General features: G+C 41.3%; 17 protein-coding genes and 1 pseudogene. 7 read left to right on the top strand and 11 right to left on the bottom strand.

Annotated features, from left to right (window positions below; genetic code table 11):
• Position 1: 1 nt before the first annotated feature.
• A complete protein-coding gene (gene tdh / locus HGO23_RS19065; protein WP_099136489.1) occupies positions 2 to 1,027 on the bottom strand; it encodes an L-threonine 3-dehydrogenase in 1,026 nt (341 codons plus the stop codon).
• Between the two features lie 9 nt (positions 1,028 to 1,036).
• Positions 1,037 to 2,233: a glycine C-acetyltransferase gene (gene kbl, locus HGO23_RS19070; protein WP_099136488.1), complete on the bottom strand. Its 1,197-nt coding sequence runs from the start codon at positions 2,231 to 2,233 to the stop codon at positions 1,037 to 1,039.
• Positions 2,234 to 2,469: 236 nt separating this feature from the next.
• On the opposite strand from kbl, the gene rfaD reads away from it, so the two are divergent.
• Genes rfaD through rfaC form a run of 3 tightly spaced genes read left to right on the top strand, consistent with a single transcriptional unit; the run spans position 2,470 to position 5,447 of the window.
• Positions 2,470 to 3,408 carry an ADP-glyceromanno-heptose 6-epimerase gene (gene rfaD, locus HGO23_RS19075; protein ID WP_209027500.1) on the top strand — a complete coding sequence of 313 codons (939 nt, stop codon included), beginning with the start codon at positions 2,470 to 2,472 and terminating at the stop codon, positions 3,406 to 3,408.
• 9 nt (positions 3,409 to 3,417) lie between these two features.
• The gene (gene rfaF, locus HGO23_RS19080; RefSeq protein ID WP_209027501.1) at positions 3,418 to 4,470 is read left to right on the top strand and encodes an ADP-heptose--LPS heptosyltransferase RfaF; all 1,053 of its coding nucleotides are present in this window, start codon (positions 3,418 to 3,420) and stop codon (positions 4,468 to 4,470) included.
• Complete coding sequence (gene rfaC / locus HGO23_RS19085; protein WP_209027502.1) at positions 4,470 to 5,447, top strand: lipopolysaccharide heptosyltransferase RfaC; 978 nt, start codon at positions 4,470 to 4,472, stop codon at positions 5,445 to 5,447. The genes rfaF and rfaC overlap by 1 nt, the downstream gene beginning before the upstream one ends.
• On the opposite strand, the gene HGO23_RS19090 is transcribed toward rfaC, so the two are convergent.
• From HGO23_RS19090 to HGO23_RS19115, 6 genes and pseudogenes are all read right to left on the bottom strand, one after another.
• Complete coding sequence (locus tag HGO23_RS19090) at positions 5,427 to 6,317, bottom strand: GNAT family N-acetyltransferase (protein WP_209027503.1); 891 nt, start codon at positions 6,315 to 6,317, stop codon at positions 5,427 to 5,429. The genes rfaC and HGO23_RS19090 overlap by 21 nt on opposite strands.
• A 102-nt stretch (positions 6,318 to 6,419) precedes the next feature.
• Complete coding sequence (locus HGO23_RS19095; RefSeq protein ID WP_099136483.1) at positions 6,420 to 7,385, bottom strand: polysaccharide deacetylase family protein; 966 nt, start codon at positions 7,383 to 7,385, stop codon at positions 6,420 to 6,422.
• 97 nt (positions 7,386 to 7,482) lie between these two features.
• Complete coding sequence (locus HGO23_RS19100) at positions 7,483 to 8,589, bottom strand: glycosyltransferase (protein WP_099136482.1); 1,107 nt, start codon at positions 8,587 to 8,589, stop codon at positions 7,483 to 7,485.
• Positions 8,586 to 9,716 carry a glycosyltransferase family 4 protein gene (locus HGO23_RS19105; RefSeq protein ID WP_209027504.1) on the bottom strand — a complete coding sequence of 377 codons (1,131 nt, stop codon included), beginning with the start codon at positions 9,714 to 9,716 and terminating at the stop codon, positions 8,586 to 8,588. Before HGO23_RS19105 ends, HGO23_RS19100 begins: the two co-directional genes overlap by 4 nt.
• Positions 9,713 to 9,987, bottom strand: a pseudogene (locus HGO23_RS19110) (glycosyltransferase family 9 protein); the annotation flags it as partial. The pseudogene HGO23_RS19110 and the gene HGO23_RS19105, both read right to left, overlap by 4 nt.
• A 20-nt stretch (positions 9,988 to 10,007) precedes the next feature.
• Positions 10,008 to 10,208 (bottom strand): hypothetical protein, encoded by a 201-nt coding sequence (locus tag HGO23_RS19115; RefSeq protein WP_145956636.1) that lies wholly within the window; start codon positions 10,206 to 10,208, stop codon positions 10,008 to 10,010.
• A gap of 133 nt (positions 10,209 to 10,341) precedes the next feature.
• Here HGO23_RS19115 and waaA point away from each other — a divergent pair, with 133 nt between their 5' ends.
• Genes waaA through coaD form a run of 3 tightly spaced genes read left to right on the top strand, consistent with a single transcriptional unit; the run spans position 10,342 to position 12,873 of the window.
• Entirely contained in the window at positions 10,342 to 11,619 is a 1,278-nt protein-coding gene (waaA, locus tag HGO23_RS19120) for a lipid IV(A) 3-deoxy-D-manno-octulosonic acid transferase (protein WP_099136480.1), read from the top strand.
• Positions 11,619 to 12,425 (top strand): glycosyltransferase family 2 protein, encoded by an 807-nt coding sequence (locus tag HGO23_RS19125; RefSeq protein WP_209027505.1) that lies wholly within the window; start codon positions 11,619 to 11,621, stop codon positions 12,423 to 12,425. Before waaA ends, HGO23_RS19125 begins: the two co-directional genes overlap by 1 nt.
• Positions 12,391 to 12,873, top strand: a complete 483-nt coding sequence (gene coaD / locus HGO23_RS19130) for a pantetheine-phosphate adenylyltransferase (protein ID WP_209027506.1) — start codon at positions 12,391 to 12,393, stop codon at positions 12,871 to 12,873. Before HGO23_RS19125 ends, coaD begins: the two co-directional genes overlap by 35 nt.
• Before the next feature lie 37 nt (positions 12,874 to 12,910).
• On the opposite strand, the gene mutM is transcribed toward coaD, so the two are convergent.
• Complete coding sequence (gene mutM, locus HGO23_RS19135; protein ID WP_099136477.1) at positions 12,911 to 13,720, bottom strand: bifunctional DNA-formamidopyrimidine glycosylase/DNA-(apurinic or apyrimidinic site) lyase; 810 nt, start codon at positions 13,718 to 13,720, stop codon at positions 12,911 to 12,913.
• Between the two features lie 142 nt (positions 13,721 to 13,862).
• On the opposite strand from mutM, the gene rfaL reads away from it, so the two are divergent.
• On the top strand, positions 13,863 to 15,095 hold the full coding sequence (rfaL, locus tag HGO23_RS19140; RefSeq protein WP_244967845.1) for an O-antigen ligase RfaL: 1,233 nt from the start codon (positions 13,863 to 13,865) through the stop codon (positions 15,093 to 15,095).
• A gap of 61 nt (positions 15,096 to 15,156) precedes the next feature.
• Here the strand turns inward: rfaL and HGO23_RS19145 are convergent, their stop codons facing one another.
• Entirely contained in the window at positions 15,157 to 16,338 is a 1,182-nt protein-coding gene (locus HGO23_RS19145; RefSeq protein WP_209027508.1) for a glycosyltransferase family 4 protein, read from the bottom strand.
• Positions 16,335 to 17,441, bottom strand: a complete 1,107-nt coding sequence (locus tag HGO23_RS19150) for a glycosyltransferase family 4 protein (protein WP_209027509.1) — start codon at positions 17,439 to 17,441, stop codon at positions 16,335 to 16,337. The genes HGO23_RS19145 and HGO23_RS19150 overlap by 4 nt, the downstream gene beginning before the upstream one ends.
• Positions 17,442 to 17,449: the final 8 nt, after the last annotated feature.

Below are 17,449 nucleotides of genomic sequence, written 5' to 3' on the forward strand. Positions count from 1 at the left end.
ATTAATCCCAATGCAGGATAACTTTACCAGATTGCCCTGAACGCATGATATCAAAGCCTTTCTGGTAATCATCTATCGGGAATTGGTGAGTAATAATTGGAGTTAAATCCAAACCGGACTGAATAAGTGTCGCCATTTTGTACCATGTTTCGAACATTTCACGTCCATAAATGCCTTTGATAAACAGTCCTTTAAAAATGACCTGACTCCAATCGATCGCCATATCTGAAGGAGGTATCCCCAACAAAGCGATACGCCCGCCATGATTCATAGTGCTTAATAAGGTACGGAATGCAGGAGGAGCACCAGACATCTCCAAACCAATATCAAAGCCTTCAGTCATACCCAGTTCTGACATAACATTCGTCAGGTTCTCCTGACTGACATTCACAGCACGAGTAACGCCTATTTTACGTGCTAAATCAAGGCGGTATTCATTCACATCGGTGATCACAACATGACGTGCACCGACATGCTTACACACAGCCGCAGCCATGATACCGATAGGGCCGGCTCCCGATACCAGTACATCTTCTCCTACTAAATCAAAGGAGAGTGCAGTATGAACAGCGTTGCCAAATGGGTCAAAAATCGCAGCCAGTTCGTCCGAAATATTGTCTGGAATTTTAAAAGCATTGAATGCCGGAATAACCAGATACTCGGCAAATGAGCCAGCCCGGTTTACCCCAATTCCTGTTGTGTTACGGCACAAATGTGTGCGTCCACCACGACAGTTGCGGCAATAACCACAGGTAATATGACCTTCACCAGATACACGGTCGCCAATTTTGAATCCTTTGACTTCCTGACCAATTGCGACCACTTCTCCCACGTATTCATGCCCTATCACCATCGGCACAGGAATGGTTTTCTGAGACCAATCATCCCAGTTGTAGATGTGCACATCCGTTCCACAAATTGCGGTCTTACGGATTTTAATCATCACATCGTTATGCCCCAATTCCGGTGTAGGCACATCCGTCATCCAAATACCTTCTTCTGGCTTTAATTTTGACAACGCTTTCATAGTGATACCTTATGCAATGATATTCAACTGCTTACCTATACGTGTAAATGTAGCCACAACACGTTCAATTTGTTCTTCGGTATGAGCAGCAGAGATCTGGGTACGGATACGTGCTTGACCCTTAGGAACCACAGGGTAGAAAAAGCCAATCACATAAATGCCTTCTTTCAGCAGCTCAGAGGCGAATTCCTGCGCCAGCTTCGCATCCCCTAACATAACCGGAATAATGGCATGATCTGCACCCGCCAGTGTAAAACCAGCAGCCGTCATTTTTTCACGGAATAAGTTAGCATTTCTCCAGAGACGTTCACGCAATTCGTCTCCATCTTTCAACATCTCCAACACCTTGATGGATGCCGCAACAATAGCCGGAGCCAGGGAATTGGAGAACAAGTAAGGGCGTGAACGCTGACGCAGCCATTCCACAACTTCTTTACGTGCGGCGGTATAACCACCAGACGCCCCACCTAATGCTTTACCGAGTGTACCAGTGATGATGTCAACACGCCCCATGACATCACAATATTCATGAGTACCACGCCCGTGCTTGCCAACAAACCCTACCGCATGAGAATCATCAACCATGACCAGCGCACCAAATTCATCCGCCAGATCACAGATGGATTTCAGATCCGCAATGACACCATCCATTGAGAACACACCATCAGTTGCGATCAGGATATTCTGAGCACCTTCTGCTTTTGCCTTCTCCAACTGTGCTCTTAATTCCTGCATATCATTGTTGGCATAGCGATAACGTTTCGCTTTACACAGGCGAATACCATCAATGATAGAAGCGTGGTTTAGTGCATCCGAAATAATGGCGTCTTCTGGGCCGAATAATGTTTCAAACAGACCACCATTAGCATCAAAACATGAGGAGTACAGAATAGCATCTTCCAAGCCTAAAAATTCAGCTATTTTATTTTCTAATTCTTTATGGGAGTCTTGCGTACCACAAATAAAACGCACAGATGCCATACCAAAGCCATGGCTATCCATTCCTGCTTTTGCAGCAGCGATCAGGTCAGGGTGATTAGCCAACCCTAAGTAGTTATTGGCACAGAAATTAATGACGTTGCTACCATCAGCAACAGAAATATCGGCATTTTGCGCAGAGGTAATAATACGTTCACTTTTGAATAGCCCTTCCGCACGAGCTTGTTCCAACTGCTCATTAATTTTCTGATAAAACGACGCTGACATTTTTCTCTCCTGAATACCTGAATAAGTGAAAGGTATGGTGTATTTTACTTATAGATCCTGCCAGTGACGACACAGTCAGAAAGATAATATCAACTTTGTAAAGCTGATCACGGCTTTGAAACTGCGATACAGCAGGATTTCAGGATATTCCCCTATTTCAGCTGCTGTCGTCAGTAGGGTTAAATGATATGATACGCATTAAAATAAAGTGAACTGACTATTTAGAGGTGGGCCAAATGATTATTGTCACTGGCGGCGCAGGGTTTATTGGCAGCAATATTGTCAAAGCACTGAATGACGAAGGTTATAAGGATATTCTGGTTGTTGATAATCTGAAAGACGGTACAAAGTTCGTAAATCTGGTTGATTTAGATATCAGCGATTATATGGATAAGGAAGATTTCATTGCCAGTATCGTTGCTAGTGATGATCTAGGCGATATTGATGCTATTTTCCATGAAGGTGCTTGTTCATCCACAACTGAGTGGGATGGCAAGTATATGATGGACAATAACTATCAGTACTCTAAAGATGTATTGCATTACTGCCTTGATCGTCAGATCCCATTCCTGTACGCCTCTTCTGCCGCAACTTATGGTGGTCGCAGTGATAATTTCATTGAAGAACGCCAGTATGAGAAACCTCTCAATGTTTACGGATACTCAAAATTCCTTTTTGATCAGTATGTTCGCGATATTTTACCACACGCAGATTCTCACATTTGTGGCTTCCGTTATTTCAATGTATACGGGCCACGTGAAGGACATAAAGGCAGTATGGCCAGTGTCGCCTACCATTTGAACACCCAAATTAACCAAGGCCAGAACCCGAAATTATTTGCAGGCAGCGAACATTTCCAACGCGATTTTATTTATGTTGGTGACGTTGCAGCGGTAAACCTGTGGTTCTGGAAAAATAGTGTTTCCGGCATTTTTAACTGCGGTACAGGCCGGGCTGAGTCTTTCCAGGCCGTTGCTGACGCCGTTATTGAATTCCATAAGGAAAAATCTCCTGCCGTAGAATATATTGAATTTCCAGAAAAGCTAAAAGGTCGCTATCAGAGCTTTACTCAGGCTGATCTGACAAAACTTCGCGCAGCAGGTTATGACAACTCATTCAAAACCGTTGCTGAAGGTGTTACCGAATATATGCAATGGCTCAATCAGGATAATTAATCGACCTTTATGAAGATATTGGTGATCGGCCCATCGTGGGTGGGTGACATGATGATGTCTCAAAGCCTCTACCGCACCTTGAAGGCTTTGTACCCAAATGCAGAAATTGATGTGATGGCACCAGCATGGTGCCGCCCATTACTCGCGAAAATGCCAGAAGTTAATCAGGCGCTGGCAATGCCGCTGGGACACGGAGCGCTTGCTCTTGGTGAACGTCGCCACCTTGGGATAGCACTGCGTGAAAGTGAATATGATCGCGCTTACGTACTCCCCAACTCCTTCAAATCTGCTTTGGTGCCTTTCTTCGCCAATATCCCTCTGCGTACAGGCTGGCGTGGTGAAATGCGCTATGGTTTGCTGAATGATATCCACATCTTGAATAAAAGTGTCTTTCCACTCATGGTTCAGCGCTATGTTGCTCTCGCCTATGACAGGAAAACTGTACACAGTGCTGAAGATCTTCCCCAACCACTGTTATGGCCTCAGTTAGCTGTTAGTGACGAAGATATTGCAGAATCAACAACAGCTTTTAACATCGCCGATCATCGCCCAATTATCGGTTTTTGCCCCGGTGCAGAGTTTGGCCCGGCTAAACGCTGGCCACACTATCATTACGCCGCACTGGCTGAACAGTTAATCACTCAAAAAGGTTACCAAATACTGTTATTTGGTTCAGCTAAGGATAATGAAGCTGGTGAAGATATCCGGGCACTTCTGAGTGAAGATGCGCGGAAAGATTGTCTTAATCTCGCTGGCCAAACCTCCCTTGAACAGGCGGTCAATATTATTGCAGCGTGTGATGCCATTGTTACAAACGACTCAGGTTTGATGCATGTCGCAGCAGCCCTGAACCGCCCTCTGGTAGCATTATACGGGCCGAGTAGCCCTGATTTCACTCCACCACTGTCAGACAAAGCCGAAGTGATCCGTCTGATGACGGGTTACCATAAGATCAGGAACGGTGACAGTGCGGGTGGCTATCATCAGAGTCTTATTGATATTCAACCAGAGCAGGTTTTAGCCTCATTGGAAAAACTTTTACAGACGGAGAACCAGAGTTAATGCGTGTTTTACTGGTAAAAACGTCTTCAATGGGCGATGTGTTACATACCCTGCCTGCACTGACAGATGCCATGCAGTACATACCGGGTATTCAATTTGATTGGGTCGTTGAAGAGGGATTCGCCCAAATACCCACATGGCACAGTGCGGTTGAAAATGTTATCCCTGTTGCTATTCGTCGCTGGAGAAAAAATTGGTTCAGGAAAGATATCCGTGAAGAACGCGCACGTTTCAGGGAACAATTACAGCAACGAAAATATGATGCAATTATTGATGCTCAAGGGTTGTTAAAAAGTGCTTTTTTGGTGACACGCTTAACCCATGGCCCAAAACATGGCTATGACAAAAAAAGCATTCGTGAGCCACTGGCCAGCTTTTTCTACGATCAACGCCATTCTGTGAGCAAACAGCAACATGCTGTAGAACGAATTCGCGCATTATTTGCAGAGAGTCTCGGTTATCCAAAACCTATAGAATCAGGTGATTATTCTATCGCCCGCCACTTTCTGAACCAACAGTCAGAAAGCGGAAATGATTATCTGGTATTCCTGCATGCCACCACTCGTGATGAAAAACATTGGTCAGAAAACCACTGGCGACAACTGATCACAGAGATTCAACCAACGGGTATGCGCATCAAATTACCCTGGGGAGCAGAACATGAATATCAGCGAGCGTTACGGCTGGCAAACGGTTTTCCTCATGTTGACGTGTTACCAAAATTAACATTAGCAGAAGTCGCACAGGTTCTTGCTGGCACGAAAGCTGTAGTATCTGTTGATACAGGATTAAGTCATCTCACTGCCGCCCTTGATCGTCCAAATATTACTCTGTTTGGCCCGACAGATCCTGGCTTGATTGGTGGGTATGGAAAAGAACAGCATACTTTGAAATCAGTGGATAGTACGATGCAGAGTATTACTCCGGCAGAAGTAATCCTGTTCTTGCAAAATATATTAAATAAGAACCTTGCCTAGTGGAAATGTCTCACACCAACGGCTTTTATATTCAAGAGTAGGATTCCCCAATGAGTAACGCATAGTCTTGTTTGCTGCCTGACATAATACTTTTGCTTCCTGGGTATTAACCCACATCAAAATGCTACCAACACTGAGATGTGCATATTCAGGATTATATCCTCCATTAATAGCATCAAATGAGATCCATTTAGGACTATCGGCACGTAATACAAAATCGTACGCACACGGTGAACCATTAATAAGTAACACATAACCAAATATATGTTCTCGAAGTTCTGTGTATATTTCAAGCAAACGCTGACGTTCTTTTGGCGAATGATTATAGTCCCAGCGCTTTTGATACAGATCGATGTAAATATCAACCAATTCTTCAGCACTGAATTCACTTGAAAGACGAATTTCTCCGCCTGCACGAATGAATTTATTTATCTCATTCTTGCGGTTACGACGGGTTTTGTAGGAGAAATTTTCTTTAATCAGGCAGATTTGACGTTTACTCAAAGGAACCTTATAGCTGGCATTTATAAAATTATTTTTATGAATAGGAGATAATCTCTTTGATTTTATAGGTAAAAATAACTTCGCATCAGTTGCGATAGGGAAAATCACTTCATCATAAGGGAGTGGATATATGCCTTGGATTTTTTCTACTAATTTTTGGTTTTTAACAAAGAAGCAAGCTCCCTTAACGGCAGTCCCTTTTTCTTTAAAATAGAAGGAGAGTTGGTTACCTTCAATATGTCTATTCAAAAAAGAGACAATGTTGGGATGTGTTAATACACAACCGCCAAAAAGAGCGTGGGCTTCTTTATATTGTTCGAAATTGCATTTTTTCCATCCCCAAAAAAATGATTTTATTTTTCCCATATCCTATTCCATAAAATGGCTTTTTAATATTAACTAAATTTTTTACTACTTTATAAAAAACAAAAAATATTTTTTATTTCCAATAATAATTTAGGCTATTAATTATAAAAATGTATTACTTTTATAGTTATAAAACTCCGACAATGTCATACCATGAACCAATGGTTTCAAGAATCCAAACAATCCTTCTAACTCTTTATAAAGAAACTCAATTTTTTCTTCCGTCTGAAAAGTTGGACTTCCTCCAGGCATAAATTCTGATGAATGCAACATGAACTCAACATAATCATTACCAGATGCCAAAGTTTGCCGGACTACAGTTTTCATCTGCTCCAAATTTCCACCCTTTGGGCGTAACCAATTAACCGATGGAGAACGTTGCTTCCCTCGCAAATGATCATATTTTTGTTTAATAAAATTCATGATCGGAGAATGCTTATACTGAATACTCATTGGCACTTGCAACAAAGAAGAGTTACCTTCTTTAGCAATATCCTGCAAATCCATAAAATAAGCATGAGATGGAAAACGGCTATAATCTGTTCCGCCATTTCCATTCGGATCTCCCTTGGTAAAACACCAGTTAATCTTTGGAGTAACTGAACAATCTACCTGATAACCATACTCAACCAATAATTGAGCATAATATTCGTTGAATGCCCAGCGACCAGCACGGTGACTCAGCATCTTGGTCTGAAGTTTTTCTTCAAGAAGATTTGTCATTAAATCAATTTTTGCTTTCATCTGATTTTTAGGGTATTCAATCAGATAAGGCTTATAGCGCATATCATCGTCAGTCAGAGACACAATAGGTGGATTGTTCCAAGCATGCAAATGCATACCAATTTCACCTGTGTTTCTGGCAATTATATCCTTAGCAAATTCGATATAACTATCATCCATCGCCATTTCATAGTTTGTTAGCCAGACGGGTTTGAATCCAAAACGTTCACAAAGGCTTTGAAATCTCGGTAGATATTGAGTATTTTCGGTAGAAATTTTATCGCTATTTTGCCAAAGGTTATCACCTTCAGTATCAATTGTGATGATGAATGCTGGTTGAGTCATGAGATATGTGCCCAAAAATAAGAGTAAATAATTGCTTAATAAGATAATAACTCACAAGTCGCCTATTCAGGTTTCAACGGCATAATCATTCTGAGATTTATTGCTGTTCAATCAACGATAAATATTCACTGACCACAACATCCAGATCAAATTTCTTATACATGTTTTCCGTAATTAAAGGAGGATTCTGATAAACCAAACGCATTTTCTCTGCCAATGATTCTGAGGTAAGTTCAGATTTATATTGTTCTAATTCCCCCATCATAATCTCACCGATACCACCAGGGCAATTTGTGCTGACAACTGGAGTTTGGCAGATCAAAGCCTCAATTAATACATTGCCTAAACCTTCACTATCTGAACTCAAAACAACAGCTTTAGCTTCACGTATCACAGGTAAAGGATTTGTTAAAAATCCAATTAGTTTAACTCTGGATTGTAAACCAAGTTCCACAATTTTCTGTTTAATTTTATCAGTCATTTTTTCATCGCCATGACCTGCAATTAATAAGTTGCAAGGAATAACAGCCATGGCAAATGCTTCTAACAAACGATCATGGCGTTTCACCTCGTGAAATCGTCCAAGATGGAGAATATAATCTTGACCTGAATATGGATTGTTTTCTAATGAATTCAATTTAATTTCAGTTATATCGAATGGGTTGTAAATAGTGACCATTCTTCTGGCAGTAATAGCTAGATTTTCCTGTAAATCCAAGCCAACTGCATCAGAAACACAAATCAAATTACGATCCTGATAAACACGCTGAATTTTATGTTTTTTAAGCCAACGTGCCAGGCCTGTTTTATTTTCGAGGTAAGATTTAGAAAATACACCATGAATACAAAACCACACATTCAAATTTTCTAATACCTTAGATTTTGCAACTATACGATCGGTTTTGTGTAAATTGGATATTACCAGCGCAGGAATTCCTTTTTGCCGCAATATTTTTTCCAAAACCTTATCCATAGACTTTGCTCTACGAAAAATTTCAGTCTGTCTTCTAAAAGGACCTGCATATTTATCAGCATCAATAACCAAATCAACATGTTCAGGAATCGAATATTCGCATTTATCAGACAACGATAGCAATGTGATATCAAAACCTTTTTGTTGCAATCCACGACATAAGCGTACTACGACATTTTCAGCACCACCACCCGGCAATCCATCAATGATAAACAGGATATGCCCTTTCATAAAGAAAGCACCTTGCTATACAGCTCAGTAAGCTGCTGAGATAAATAAGCCGGAGTATAACCCGTTATCTTTTCTTTTGCTGACATAGCGATCTTACTGGTCAAATGATCTGAAGGTATTAAGGAAATTCTCTCAGATAATCCCTTTATATCCAAGGCATCGCATACAAAGCCATTTACTCCTGAGTCAATGAACTCAGCTCCGCCACAGGTTTTACTGGTTATAATCGGTAAGCGACATGCCATTGCTTCCAGAATGACATTCGGGAAAGGATCATATAACGTCGGTAACAATAATCCATCAGCCATTTGATAAAATGGCAGTGTCTTTTTTTGTACGCCTAGAAACCTAATACGAGTGTAGCAACCAAGCGAATGAGCTAGTTGCTGATATTTATTTTCTTCCTTATCCTGCCCGATCACCAATAGATACGCTTCCGTCTTACTAACTGCTTCAATTGCAGCTTTCAGTCCTTTTCTTTCAAAACCCGACCCAACATATACGAGACATTTAGCCCGTACAGGGATGGCATATTGCTGTCGCAAGACTACTCGTTCATCTTCTCCGACAGGAAAAAACTGTGACCGGTCAATAGAATTATAAATCACAGAAATTTTCTCTTCTGGTAGATCAAAATTTTCCATAACTTCCCGTTTGACCATTTCTGAGTTACAGATAACTTTCTTCAACTCTGGAGACAAATACATTCTTTTCTCAGCATCCATGACATAACGGTGGTAACGGCTGACAAAAAGCAGTTTACTTTTCCAGGCTGGCAGAGTTCTTGACCTTTGCTGCAACCACCGTTGATGTACACCATCACCAGCCCGGTAAATATCACATCCTGCTATTCGTTCATGACTTTGGACGATATCGAATTGCTCCTTTTGCCAAAGAGCCTTGGATGCATCAGCAAACCCCTTCTCACGGCTAATGCGCCCCCATTTCAAAGGATTAGCCAAGTGCACACGCCAATTTGGATTTATACTTCCCTGCCAAGAACGGGTAATAACATTTAATTGTAGATTTTCATTACCCAATGCTTCTAAAGCTCTGGAAATGAAACGTTCAGCGCCACCATCAGGGCGATATTTTTGTCGGACAATGGCAAGACGAACAGGTTTCATGATAAATATCTCCGAGCAGTTTTAATCACAACATCTGTCGGGATCAAACTTAAATAGCGATTATCTGTTTTAGTATCAATTTCATCAGGGTTCGATAATTTACCGTAATTTCTTGCCCAGATCACTTCCCCATAGCCCTGCCATGGATACCAAAAGACCATCTTAGATAGCCCAAATAACGCAACACAAGGCGTTTTCAATGCAGTAGCCAATGCATAGGAACAGAATCAACGCCAATAAATAGTTTCGCATGGTCAATAAGAACACCCAGTTATGGTAATGTTATCTGCCCTATTTTTGCTCAACGACATGCAAAGCTCCCTCACCCTTAATAGACACTAAATCCGTCAGACAAGCTCTCCACAACAGATTTTGCCGCCTAGGGAGATTTTCTTTCAGAGTATTAATCACGGGAGTGATGAGTAACGCATCACCACGATGTCTTAGTTTAATGATCAGAATCTTTTTACATTGAGTAGTTTTTGTACCCATTCGATTTCCAATACTTATCATAAAGCAGGCATGCTCTTTTTAAGGGAATACGAACAACCTATCCGCTTTTTGCACACTTTCTTCAAGCCAATGTGATACTATAGCCGCAATCTATTTCAGTGAATTTGATAGAATGTTGCTTCGCTTATATCAGGTACTTCTCTACCTTATCCAACCTATTGTCTGGTTGCGCTTATTATTGCGTAGCCGTAAATCTCCGGCGTACCGTAAACGCTGGAGTGAACGCTATGGTTTTTGCGCCAAAAAAGTTACTCCTGGAGGGATATTACTCCATTCGGTTTCAGTTGGAGAGACATTAGCTGCGATTCCTCTCGTCAGGATTTTACGACATCACTATCCTTTTCTGCCAATTACTGTAACAACCATGACACCAACTGGCTCCGAGAGGGTGCTTTCCGCACTAGGAGATGACGTTAACCACGTTTACCTGCCGTATGATTTGCCTGGCTCTATGAGTCGTTTCCTTGATAACGTCAATCCCAAGTTAGTGATTATTATGGAAACCGAGTTATGGCCTAATTTGATAGCTCAATTGCACCAACGTGGTATCCCGCTGGTTATTGCCAATGCAAGGCTTTCAACCCGTTCCGCCGCTGGGTATCAGAAAATTAACAGTTTTATTAAAGCCATTTTAAATAAAATAACATTGATCGCTGCACAAAATCAGGAAGATGGCGAACGTTTTATTGAATTAGGGCTGAAACGTACCCAACTGGCTGTCACAGGCAGTCTCAAATTCGATATTTCTGTCACACCTGAATTGGCCGCTAAGGCGGTAACTCTGCGTCGTCAATGGGCTGCACATCGGCCTGTATGGATTGCAACCAGTACCCATGATGGTGAAGAAACTATCATACTGGATGCGCATCGAAATTTATTGAAACAACATCCCGATTTATTGCTGATTTTGGTTCCCCGCCATCCTGAACGTTTTGCCAAAGCAGAAGAATTAACTCAAGAAGCGGGGCTAAACTCGGTATTGAGAAGTTCTGGCACCATACCCGATGCCAATATTCAGGTCGTAATAGGTGATACTATGGGCGAACTGATGCTACTGTACGGTATTGCGGATTTAGCCTTTGTCGGAGGCAGCTTAATCGAACGTGGAGGTCATAATCCACTGGAAGCCGCGGCTCATGCAATCCCTGTCATTATGGGGCCGCATACATTCAATTTTAAGGATATCTGTGCCAAGCTGGATAAAGCTGATGGGCTTATTACTGTGACAGATAGCCAATCTTTGAGTTCCGCGGTCAATAGCCTGCTGACGGATGAAGACTACCGCCTTTATTACGGTCGTCATGCCGCGGAAGTCTTACACGAAAATCAGGGCGCCCTGCAACGATTGTTAAAATTATTGGAACCTTATCTCCCGCCCCGGAGCCATTGATGAGTACGAGAAAACGCCTGTCCGTCGTCATAATTACCAAAAATGCCGCCGACTTGATTGGTGATTGCCTGCTATCTGTAAACTGGGCAGATGAAATTATCGTTCTGGACTCTGGTAGTACTGATGAAACCTGTCAAATAGCCAAAGAAATGGGAGCCAAAGTTTACACTAATACTCAATGGCCTGGTTTTGGCCCTCAGCGGCAACTCGCACAGTCCTATGCCAGTAGTGATTACATTTTCATGATTGATACAGATGAACGAGTCACTTCTGAGCTAAAGGCTTCAATTGAACAAGTTCTGGAAAATCCCGACGACAATAAAGTCTATGCCTGCGCACGCTTTAATTTATTCATGCATCGGTTTATGAAGCACAGCGGCTGGTATCCTGATAAAGTCATTCGTCTCTATTGCCGTGAACGTTATCAATATAACGATAATCAGGTTCATGAATCACTGGATACCCAAGGTGCTCGTATAGTGACATTGAAAGGCGATTTACGTCATTTAACTTGCCGCAATCTTATGGAATTCCAGCAAAAACAATTGAATTACGCGAAAGATTGGGCCAAACATCACTATGAGCAGGGTAAAACAACCCGTTATTTTTCTATTATCGGCCATACATTGGGAGCATTTGTCAAAACATGGCTGTTAAGAGCGGGTTTCCTGGATGGTAAACAAGGGCTAATGTTAGCGATTGTCAATGCTCAATACACATTCAATAAATATGCAGCACTCTGGGAGTTGACCCAAACAGAGAGTCAAAAAAATGAAAAAAAAAGCAATTTATCCCGGTACTTTTGATCCTATTACCTATGGTCATCTCGATATCGTGACCCGTGCGGCAAATATGTTTGATCATGTTTTACTTGCCATCGCCAGTAGTGACAGAAAAAAACCCATGTTCAACCTTGAAGAACGTGTCGCATTAGCAAAAGAAGTCACTGCTCATTTGGATAATGTTGAGGTTGCAGGATTCAGTGAGTTAATGGCTAATTTTGCTAAAAAACAACAGGCGACGATCTTAATTCGTGGGGTGCGTTCAGTTTCTGATTTTGAATATGAATGGCAGCTTGCCAATATGAATCGACATTTTATGTCTGAGTTGGAAAGCGTCTTTCTATTGCCCTCTCAAAGCTTGTCCTTTGTCTCATCATCCTTAATCAAAGACGTTGCACGTCATGATGGTGATGTTTCATCATTCCTACCGGAGCCTGTTGCTCTGGCAATGTTAAAAAAATTAGATAAATAATATTCGTCGGGGGCAATTAAGCCCCCCAAAAATACAATTAATGCTGACACTGCCGACAAAAAAATGTACTGCGTTGCCCTAATTTTATGCTCTCTATTTTTTCTCCACACATTGGACAAAGCTCGCCTTTCTTACCATAAACAAATAATTCCTGCGCGAAATACCCCGGTTTTCCATCAGATTGCAGAAAGTCTTTCAGCGTAGTCCCCCCTTGTTCAATAGAACGACGTAAAATCTGCTTTATCGTATCTGCTAATAGATAAACCTCTTCCTGTGTCAGGGAATAAGCAGGGCGCTCAGGCAAGATATGGGCAACATACAAAGCTTCATTAGCATAAATATTACCAACACCAACAACCACTTTGTTATCCATCAACCAAGGCTTAATAGCCGTTTTCTTATTACGCGAAAGAGTATAAAGGTATGAACCGTTAAATACATCAGACAGGGGCTCAGGACCCAAATGAGCCAGTACAGAGCACTTCTCAAGATCATCACTCCATAGCCAGGCACCAAAACGCCGTGGATCCGTGTAACGGAGAATTTTACCGTCTGCCATCACCAAGTCGATATGATCATGTTTTGCAGGAGGAGATTCATGCAATAAGACGCGTAAGCTACCGGACATCCCAAGATGAACAATAATCCATCCATCAACCAATTCGAGCAATAGATACTTTGCCCGACGCTGCACACTGAGCACTGGCTGATCTGATAATTTCATGATCTGTTCAGAAACAGGCCAGCGCAAACGTGAATTCCTCACCTCAACATATTGAATCACATTACCAGCCAAATGTGGCTCAATTCCCCTGCGACTGGTTTCAACCTCTGGTAATTCGGGCATACGGACTCCTTGAATAAACTATCTACAACACCCTATTTCAGCAGATTACGATACCGTTTTCATGTATTATTTACAGTCAAATCCAGTCGAAATCGTTGAGAGAATAGGCCCCATGCTTTTTGATATCAAAAATAGGCTAAACATGATTGAAAATAAAAAGTCCCTGTGGAACTTATCTATTATTGGACTGTACATTATTCTTGTTTATCTGCCAGATATTACAAGATATAAAAATCTTGTCATGATCCTTATCTGCATAACAGCACTGTGTTATCTGGTAACGGATTTTCGTCAAGTAGTAAACTCACTGAGAAATTCTCTCTTTTTATCCATTTTGCTATTTATACTGGCAATGTTCTACTCTATTGGAGTTTCGATTGATCCTGCATTGAGTTTCAAAGAGATGAATAAGCCTATCTTAAATGGCCTGCTGCTGTTTAGTTTCACACTTCCCATTGTGCTCTATCAGGAAAGTAAACAACACATTGCAAAAATGATCCTGATTGCTTTTATTATTGGTATGTTAGCTATTTCACTGACCGAACTCGCGAAATACATTATCAATTACGATTCAACAGGTGAAATGCCATTTACTAATTATAATCATCGGGAGTTTTCATACGGATTTATTTTCTATTTTCCTGTGTTGTTATGTACTTGGGCATTATGGAAAAAACATTCTTTACTGAGTTGGTTATTGCTGATTATCGCTTCAGCCATCAGCCTATTCTTATTACTTGGAACACTTTCTCGTGGTGCCTGGGTTGCCATTGTAGTAGCTACAGTATTTATTATTACAATTAATAGAGAATGGAAAATCACCATTGCTGCTGCAATATGTCTGGGATTATTGGCCGGGATCACTCATTGGTCAGCGGCATCGAATCCTGCCACAAAATTACTGCTCCATAAACTTACCCAAACTGATAGCAGTCACCGCTATAGCAATGGAACCCAAGGCTCTGCGTGGCAGTTGATTATGGAAAACCCTGTCAAAGGTTATGGTTTCGGTAATCAGGTATATCACCAAATCTATAATAGTCGTGTTGCCGATTATCCCGACTGGACATACAGAACCTCCATTGGACCACATAATGTATTTTTATCACTTTGGTTTGCTGGTGGCGTCCTGGGCCTAATAACCTCACTATTAATGACACTTTCAGCAATATTTACCGGAAGCCAAATTATACGTCAAAATAGTGGCATAATCCGACAAGCGGGTATCATTATTCTTACCGCATTTATTGGTATTTTCGTCGTCAGGGGAATGTTTGAAAATGCTTATATTAATGAAATAGGTATCTTATTGGGATTAATGATCGCCCTGTACAGCGCCCAACAAGAAATCAGAATAGAACAGAAAAACCACTAATTTCAAATCCACCAGCCCGTATCCAATAAATGAGACGGGCTGGTGTCCCACTATTTGACTTTCACTTATCAAAACAGATTTTTTCCATCACTTGTATAATCAACTTTGCCCGTTGATCCCAATTGAATTGTTCCGCGACTAATCGCTGAGAGTGTTCTACTTTAGCCATTATTTCAGTCGGGTTATCAATCAGTAACTGAATCTGTTGTGCGAAACTTGTCGAATTTTCACTGTCTGCAAAGCTGACTGAGTTTTCATCAACCGCATCACGAATAGAAGGAAGATCAGAAATAACAACGGGTTTTCCCATCGCCATATATTCAAAAAGTTTAAGAGGGGAAGTATAACGACTGCCGATACTGGTTTTTGTCAATGGCAGGATGCAAATATCATTATCTGCAATGATTTGGAAACGGTTTTTAGGATGGATAAACCCCAGAAAATTAACCCGATCACTTACGCCAATTTGTTGAGCTACAGATTTGAGTTGTTCAATCTGCGTACTATTTCCACCGGCAATGTTCAATACAACATTATTAAGGTGACACATAGACTTCATAGCAGTAGGTACGCCTTTCCAGCGATGCAAACTGCCTAGATACAATACCTGTGTTGTTTCTCCTTTCTGATATTGCTTGCCTAAAGATACCATCTTTGTCGCTTCAACTGCTAACAAATCAACACCGTCAGGTGCAACGATAATCGGAGTTTTAACCCCATATTCTGTATAAATATCGTCACGTAGTAATGAAGTCAAAACAAAAACAGTCCGGGCACGATAATAAACCTGTTGTTCAATTTTTCTGAGCCTAGAATATTTGCGTTTATTAGCACGTTTATTCAAATCATGGGACTCTTTAAAAGACTGAGAAAAAATTTCATGACTTTCAAAAAAGTGTGGAATATCAGGATGCTTATGCAAGAGATAATTTGCCATTTTAATATTACGAGTAAAAATGGCATCGACTTGATGTTCCTGCAACCAACGGGAAACCTGAAAATAAAATAATTTTTGCGTATTGATTGGGAAATACCACTTACGCCGCATATCACGTAGAGCGATCAATTCAACAGACGGTGGTAACTTTCTGCCAAGGATTTCCTCAACACCATTTTGCCCTGCAGGTGTAATCAGACAGACTTGGTGACCCTGACGGGCAAAAGCATCCACATTCTGTAAAATTTGCAGTGAGGCAACACGAAAGTCAGGTACAGGATAAGGATCAATATAAGCAATCTTCATGACTTTTTTATAGTATCCAATAAACGGCCTGCCGAATGCTTCCAGGTATACATAGTTTCAATTCTCTGGCGAGCATGTTTACCCATTTCTTTTCCTCTGTCTGGTAAGGACAAGAGCTGATTTACAGCTCCGGCAATAGCCGCTGCATTACCAGGTGTCACTAGAATGCCGGACTGATTTTCATTGCCTACCACTTCAGGTATACCACCAATATAACTGGCAATGACAGGTCGTTCACACGCCATTGCTTCCGCAATAGTAATACCGAATGCTTCGTCACCGATGCTCGGGAAGATCCCAGCATCTCCAGCAGCATAAAATTCAGGTAACTGATCATGACCAACAGGAGGATGAAAAATAATTGATTGTTCTAACTTCAATTCCGCAACTTTTTTTTCAAGTCGCTTTAGTTCTTCACCTGCTCCAATAATTAACAGTTTTACATCTATATCACGTAACAAGTCCATCGCATCAATAGCGATTTTCATGCCTTTCCATCCGACCAACCTACCAGCAAAAGTCAGTAGAAACGTATTTTCATGGATACCCAATCTGCTCCGAACATCAGAATTGGCAGGCTTAAACTTATCAATATCTACACCATTATAGATAACACTTGGAAATTGTTTGAAATGATGCTGGATCTGCCAGGCATTAAAATGGCTGCAAGCAACCCATGCCGATATTTTTCTTCCTAATATTCTGTCACCTTTAAAAAAGCTGGTCCCCCCACTCATATAGCAAAACTTAGTATGGGAGTTGGCTGGCATCATTCTGGGCCAGAAGAAATCAAAAGGCTTAGTTAATATCACCCAATCAAAATTTTCAGTAATAACCGTTTCACAGGCATGACGGGCAAATGAGTAGCGTTCAACAATACGTTGAAAACGACGACCAATATTGATTACCCGTTCTCTGGGGATAAATGGGAAAGTATGAACACGGATATTCCGATCCCCTAACTCAGGTCTGATATCACCTGTTCCGCCGAAAATATGGATCTCATGTCCTGCATCTGTTAAAGCCTTAGCCAGCTCCCAGACCGCCGTTTGAATACCACCATAGGACATGGTAACGGTGACATCAATAAACCCTATTTTCATCGTTTTCA

Source organism: Xenorhabdus budapestensis, from assembly GCF_017743015.1.
GTDB classification, from domain to species: Bacteria; Pseudomonadota; Gammaproteobacteria; order Enterobacterales; family Enterobacteriaceae; genus Xenorhabdus; species Xenorhabdus budapestensis.

Coding starts and splice junctions, on each gene's coding strand:
- tdh (WP_099136489.1), bottom strand. CDS start 1,027: ATGAAAGCGTTGTCAAAATTAAAGCCAGAAGAAGGTATTTGGATGACG.
- kbl (WP_099136488.1), bottom strand. CDS start 2,233: ATGTCAGCGTCGTTTTATCAGAAAATTAATGAGCAGTTGGAACAAGCT.
- rfaD (WP_209027500.1), top strand. CDS start 2,470: ATGATTATTGTCACTGGCGGCGCAGGGTTTATTGGCAGCAATATTGTC.
- rfaF (WP_209027501.1), top strand. CDS start 3,418: ATGAAGATATTGGTGATCGGCCCATCGTGGGTGGGTGACATGATGATG.
- rfaC (WP_209027502.1), top strand. CDS start 4,470: ATGCGTGTTTTACTGGTAAAAACGTCTTCAATGGGCGATGTGTTACAT.
- HGO23_RS19090 (WP_209027503.1), bottom strand. CDS start 6,317: ATGGGAAAAATAAAATCATTTTTTTGGGGATGGAAAAAATGCAATTTC.
- HGO23_RS19095 (WP_099136483.1), bottom strand. CDS start 7,385: ATGACTCAACCAGCATTCATCATCACAATTGATACTGAAGGTGATAAC.
- HGO23_RS19100 (WP_099136482.1), bottom strand. CDS start 8,589: ATGAAAGGGCATATCCTGTTTATCATTGATGGATTGCCGGGTGGTGGT.
- HGO23_RS19105 (WP_209027504.1), bottom strand. CDS start 9,716: ATGAAACCTGTTCGTCTTGCCATTGTCCGACAAAAATATCGCCCTGAT.
- HGO23_RS19115 (WP_145956636.1), bottom strand. CDS start 10,208: ATGGGTACAAAAACTACTCAATGTAAAAAGATTCTGATCATTAAACTA.
- waaA (WP_099136480.1), top strand. CDS start 10,342: ATGTTGCTTCGCTTATATCAGGTACTTCTCTACCTTATCCAACCTATT.
- HGO23_RS19125 (WP_209027505.1), top strand. CDS start 11,619: ATGAGTACGAGAAAACGCCTGTCCGTCGTCATAATTACCAAAAATGCC.
- coaD (WP_209027506.1), top strand. CDS start 12,391: ATGAAAAAAAAAGCAATTTATCCCGGTACTTTTGATCCTATTACCTAT.
- mutM (WP_099136477.1), bottom strand. CDS start 13,720: ATGCCCGAATTACCAGAGGTTGAAACCAGTCGCAGGGGAATTGAGCCA.
- rfaL (WP_244967845.1), top strand. CDS start 13,863: ATGATTGAAAATAAAAAGTCCCTGTGGAACTTATCTATTATTGGACTG.
- HGO23_RS19145 (WP_209027508.1), bottom strand. CDS start 16,338: ATGAAGATTGCTTATATTGATCCTTATCCTGTACCTGACTTTCGTGTT.
- HGO23_RS19150 (WP_209027509.1), bottom strand. CDS start 17,441: ATGAAAATAGGGTTTATTGATGTCACCGTTACCATGTCCTATGGTGGT.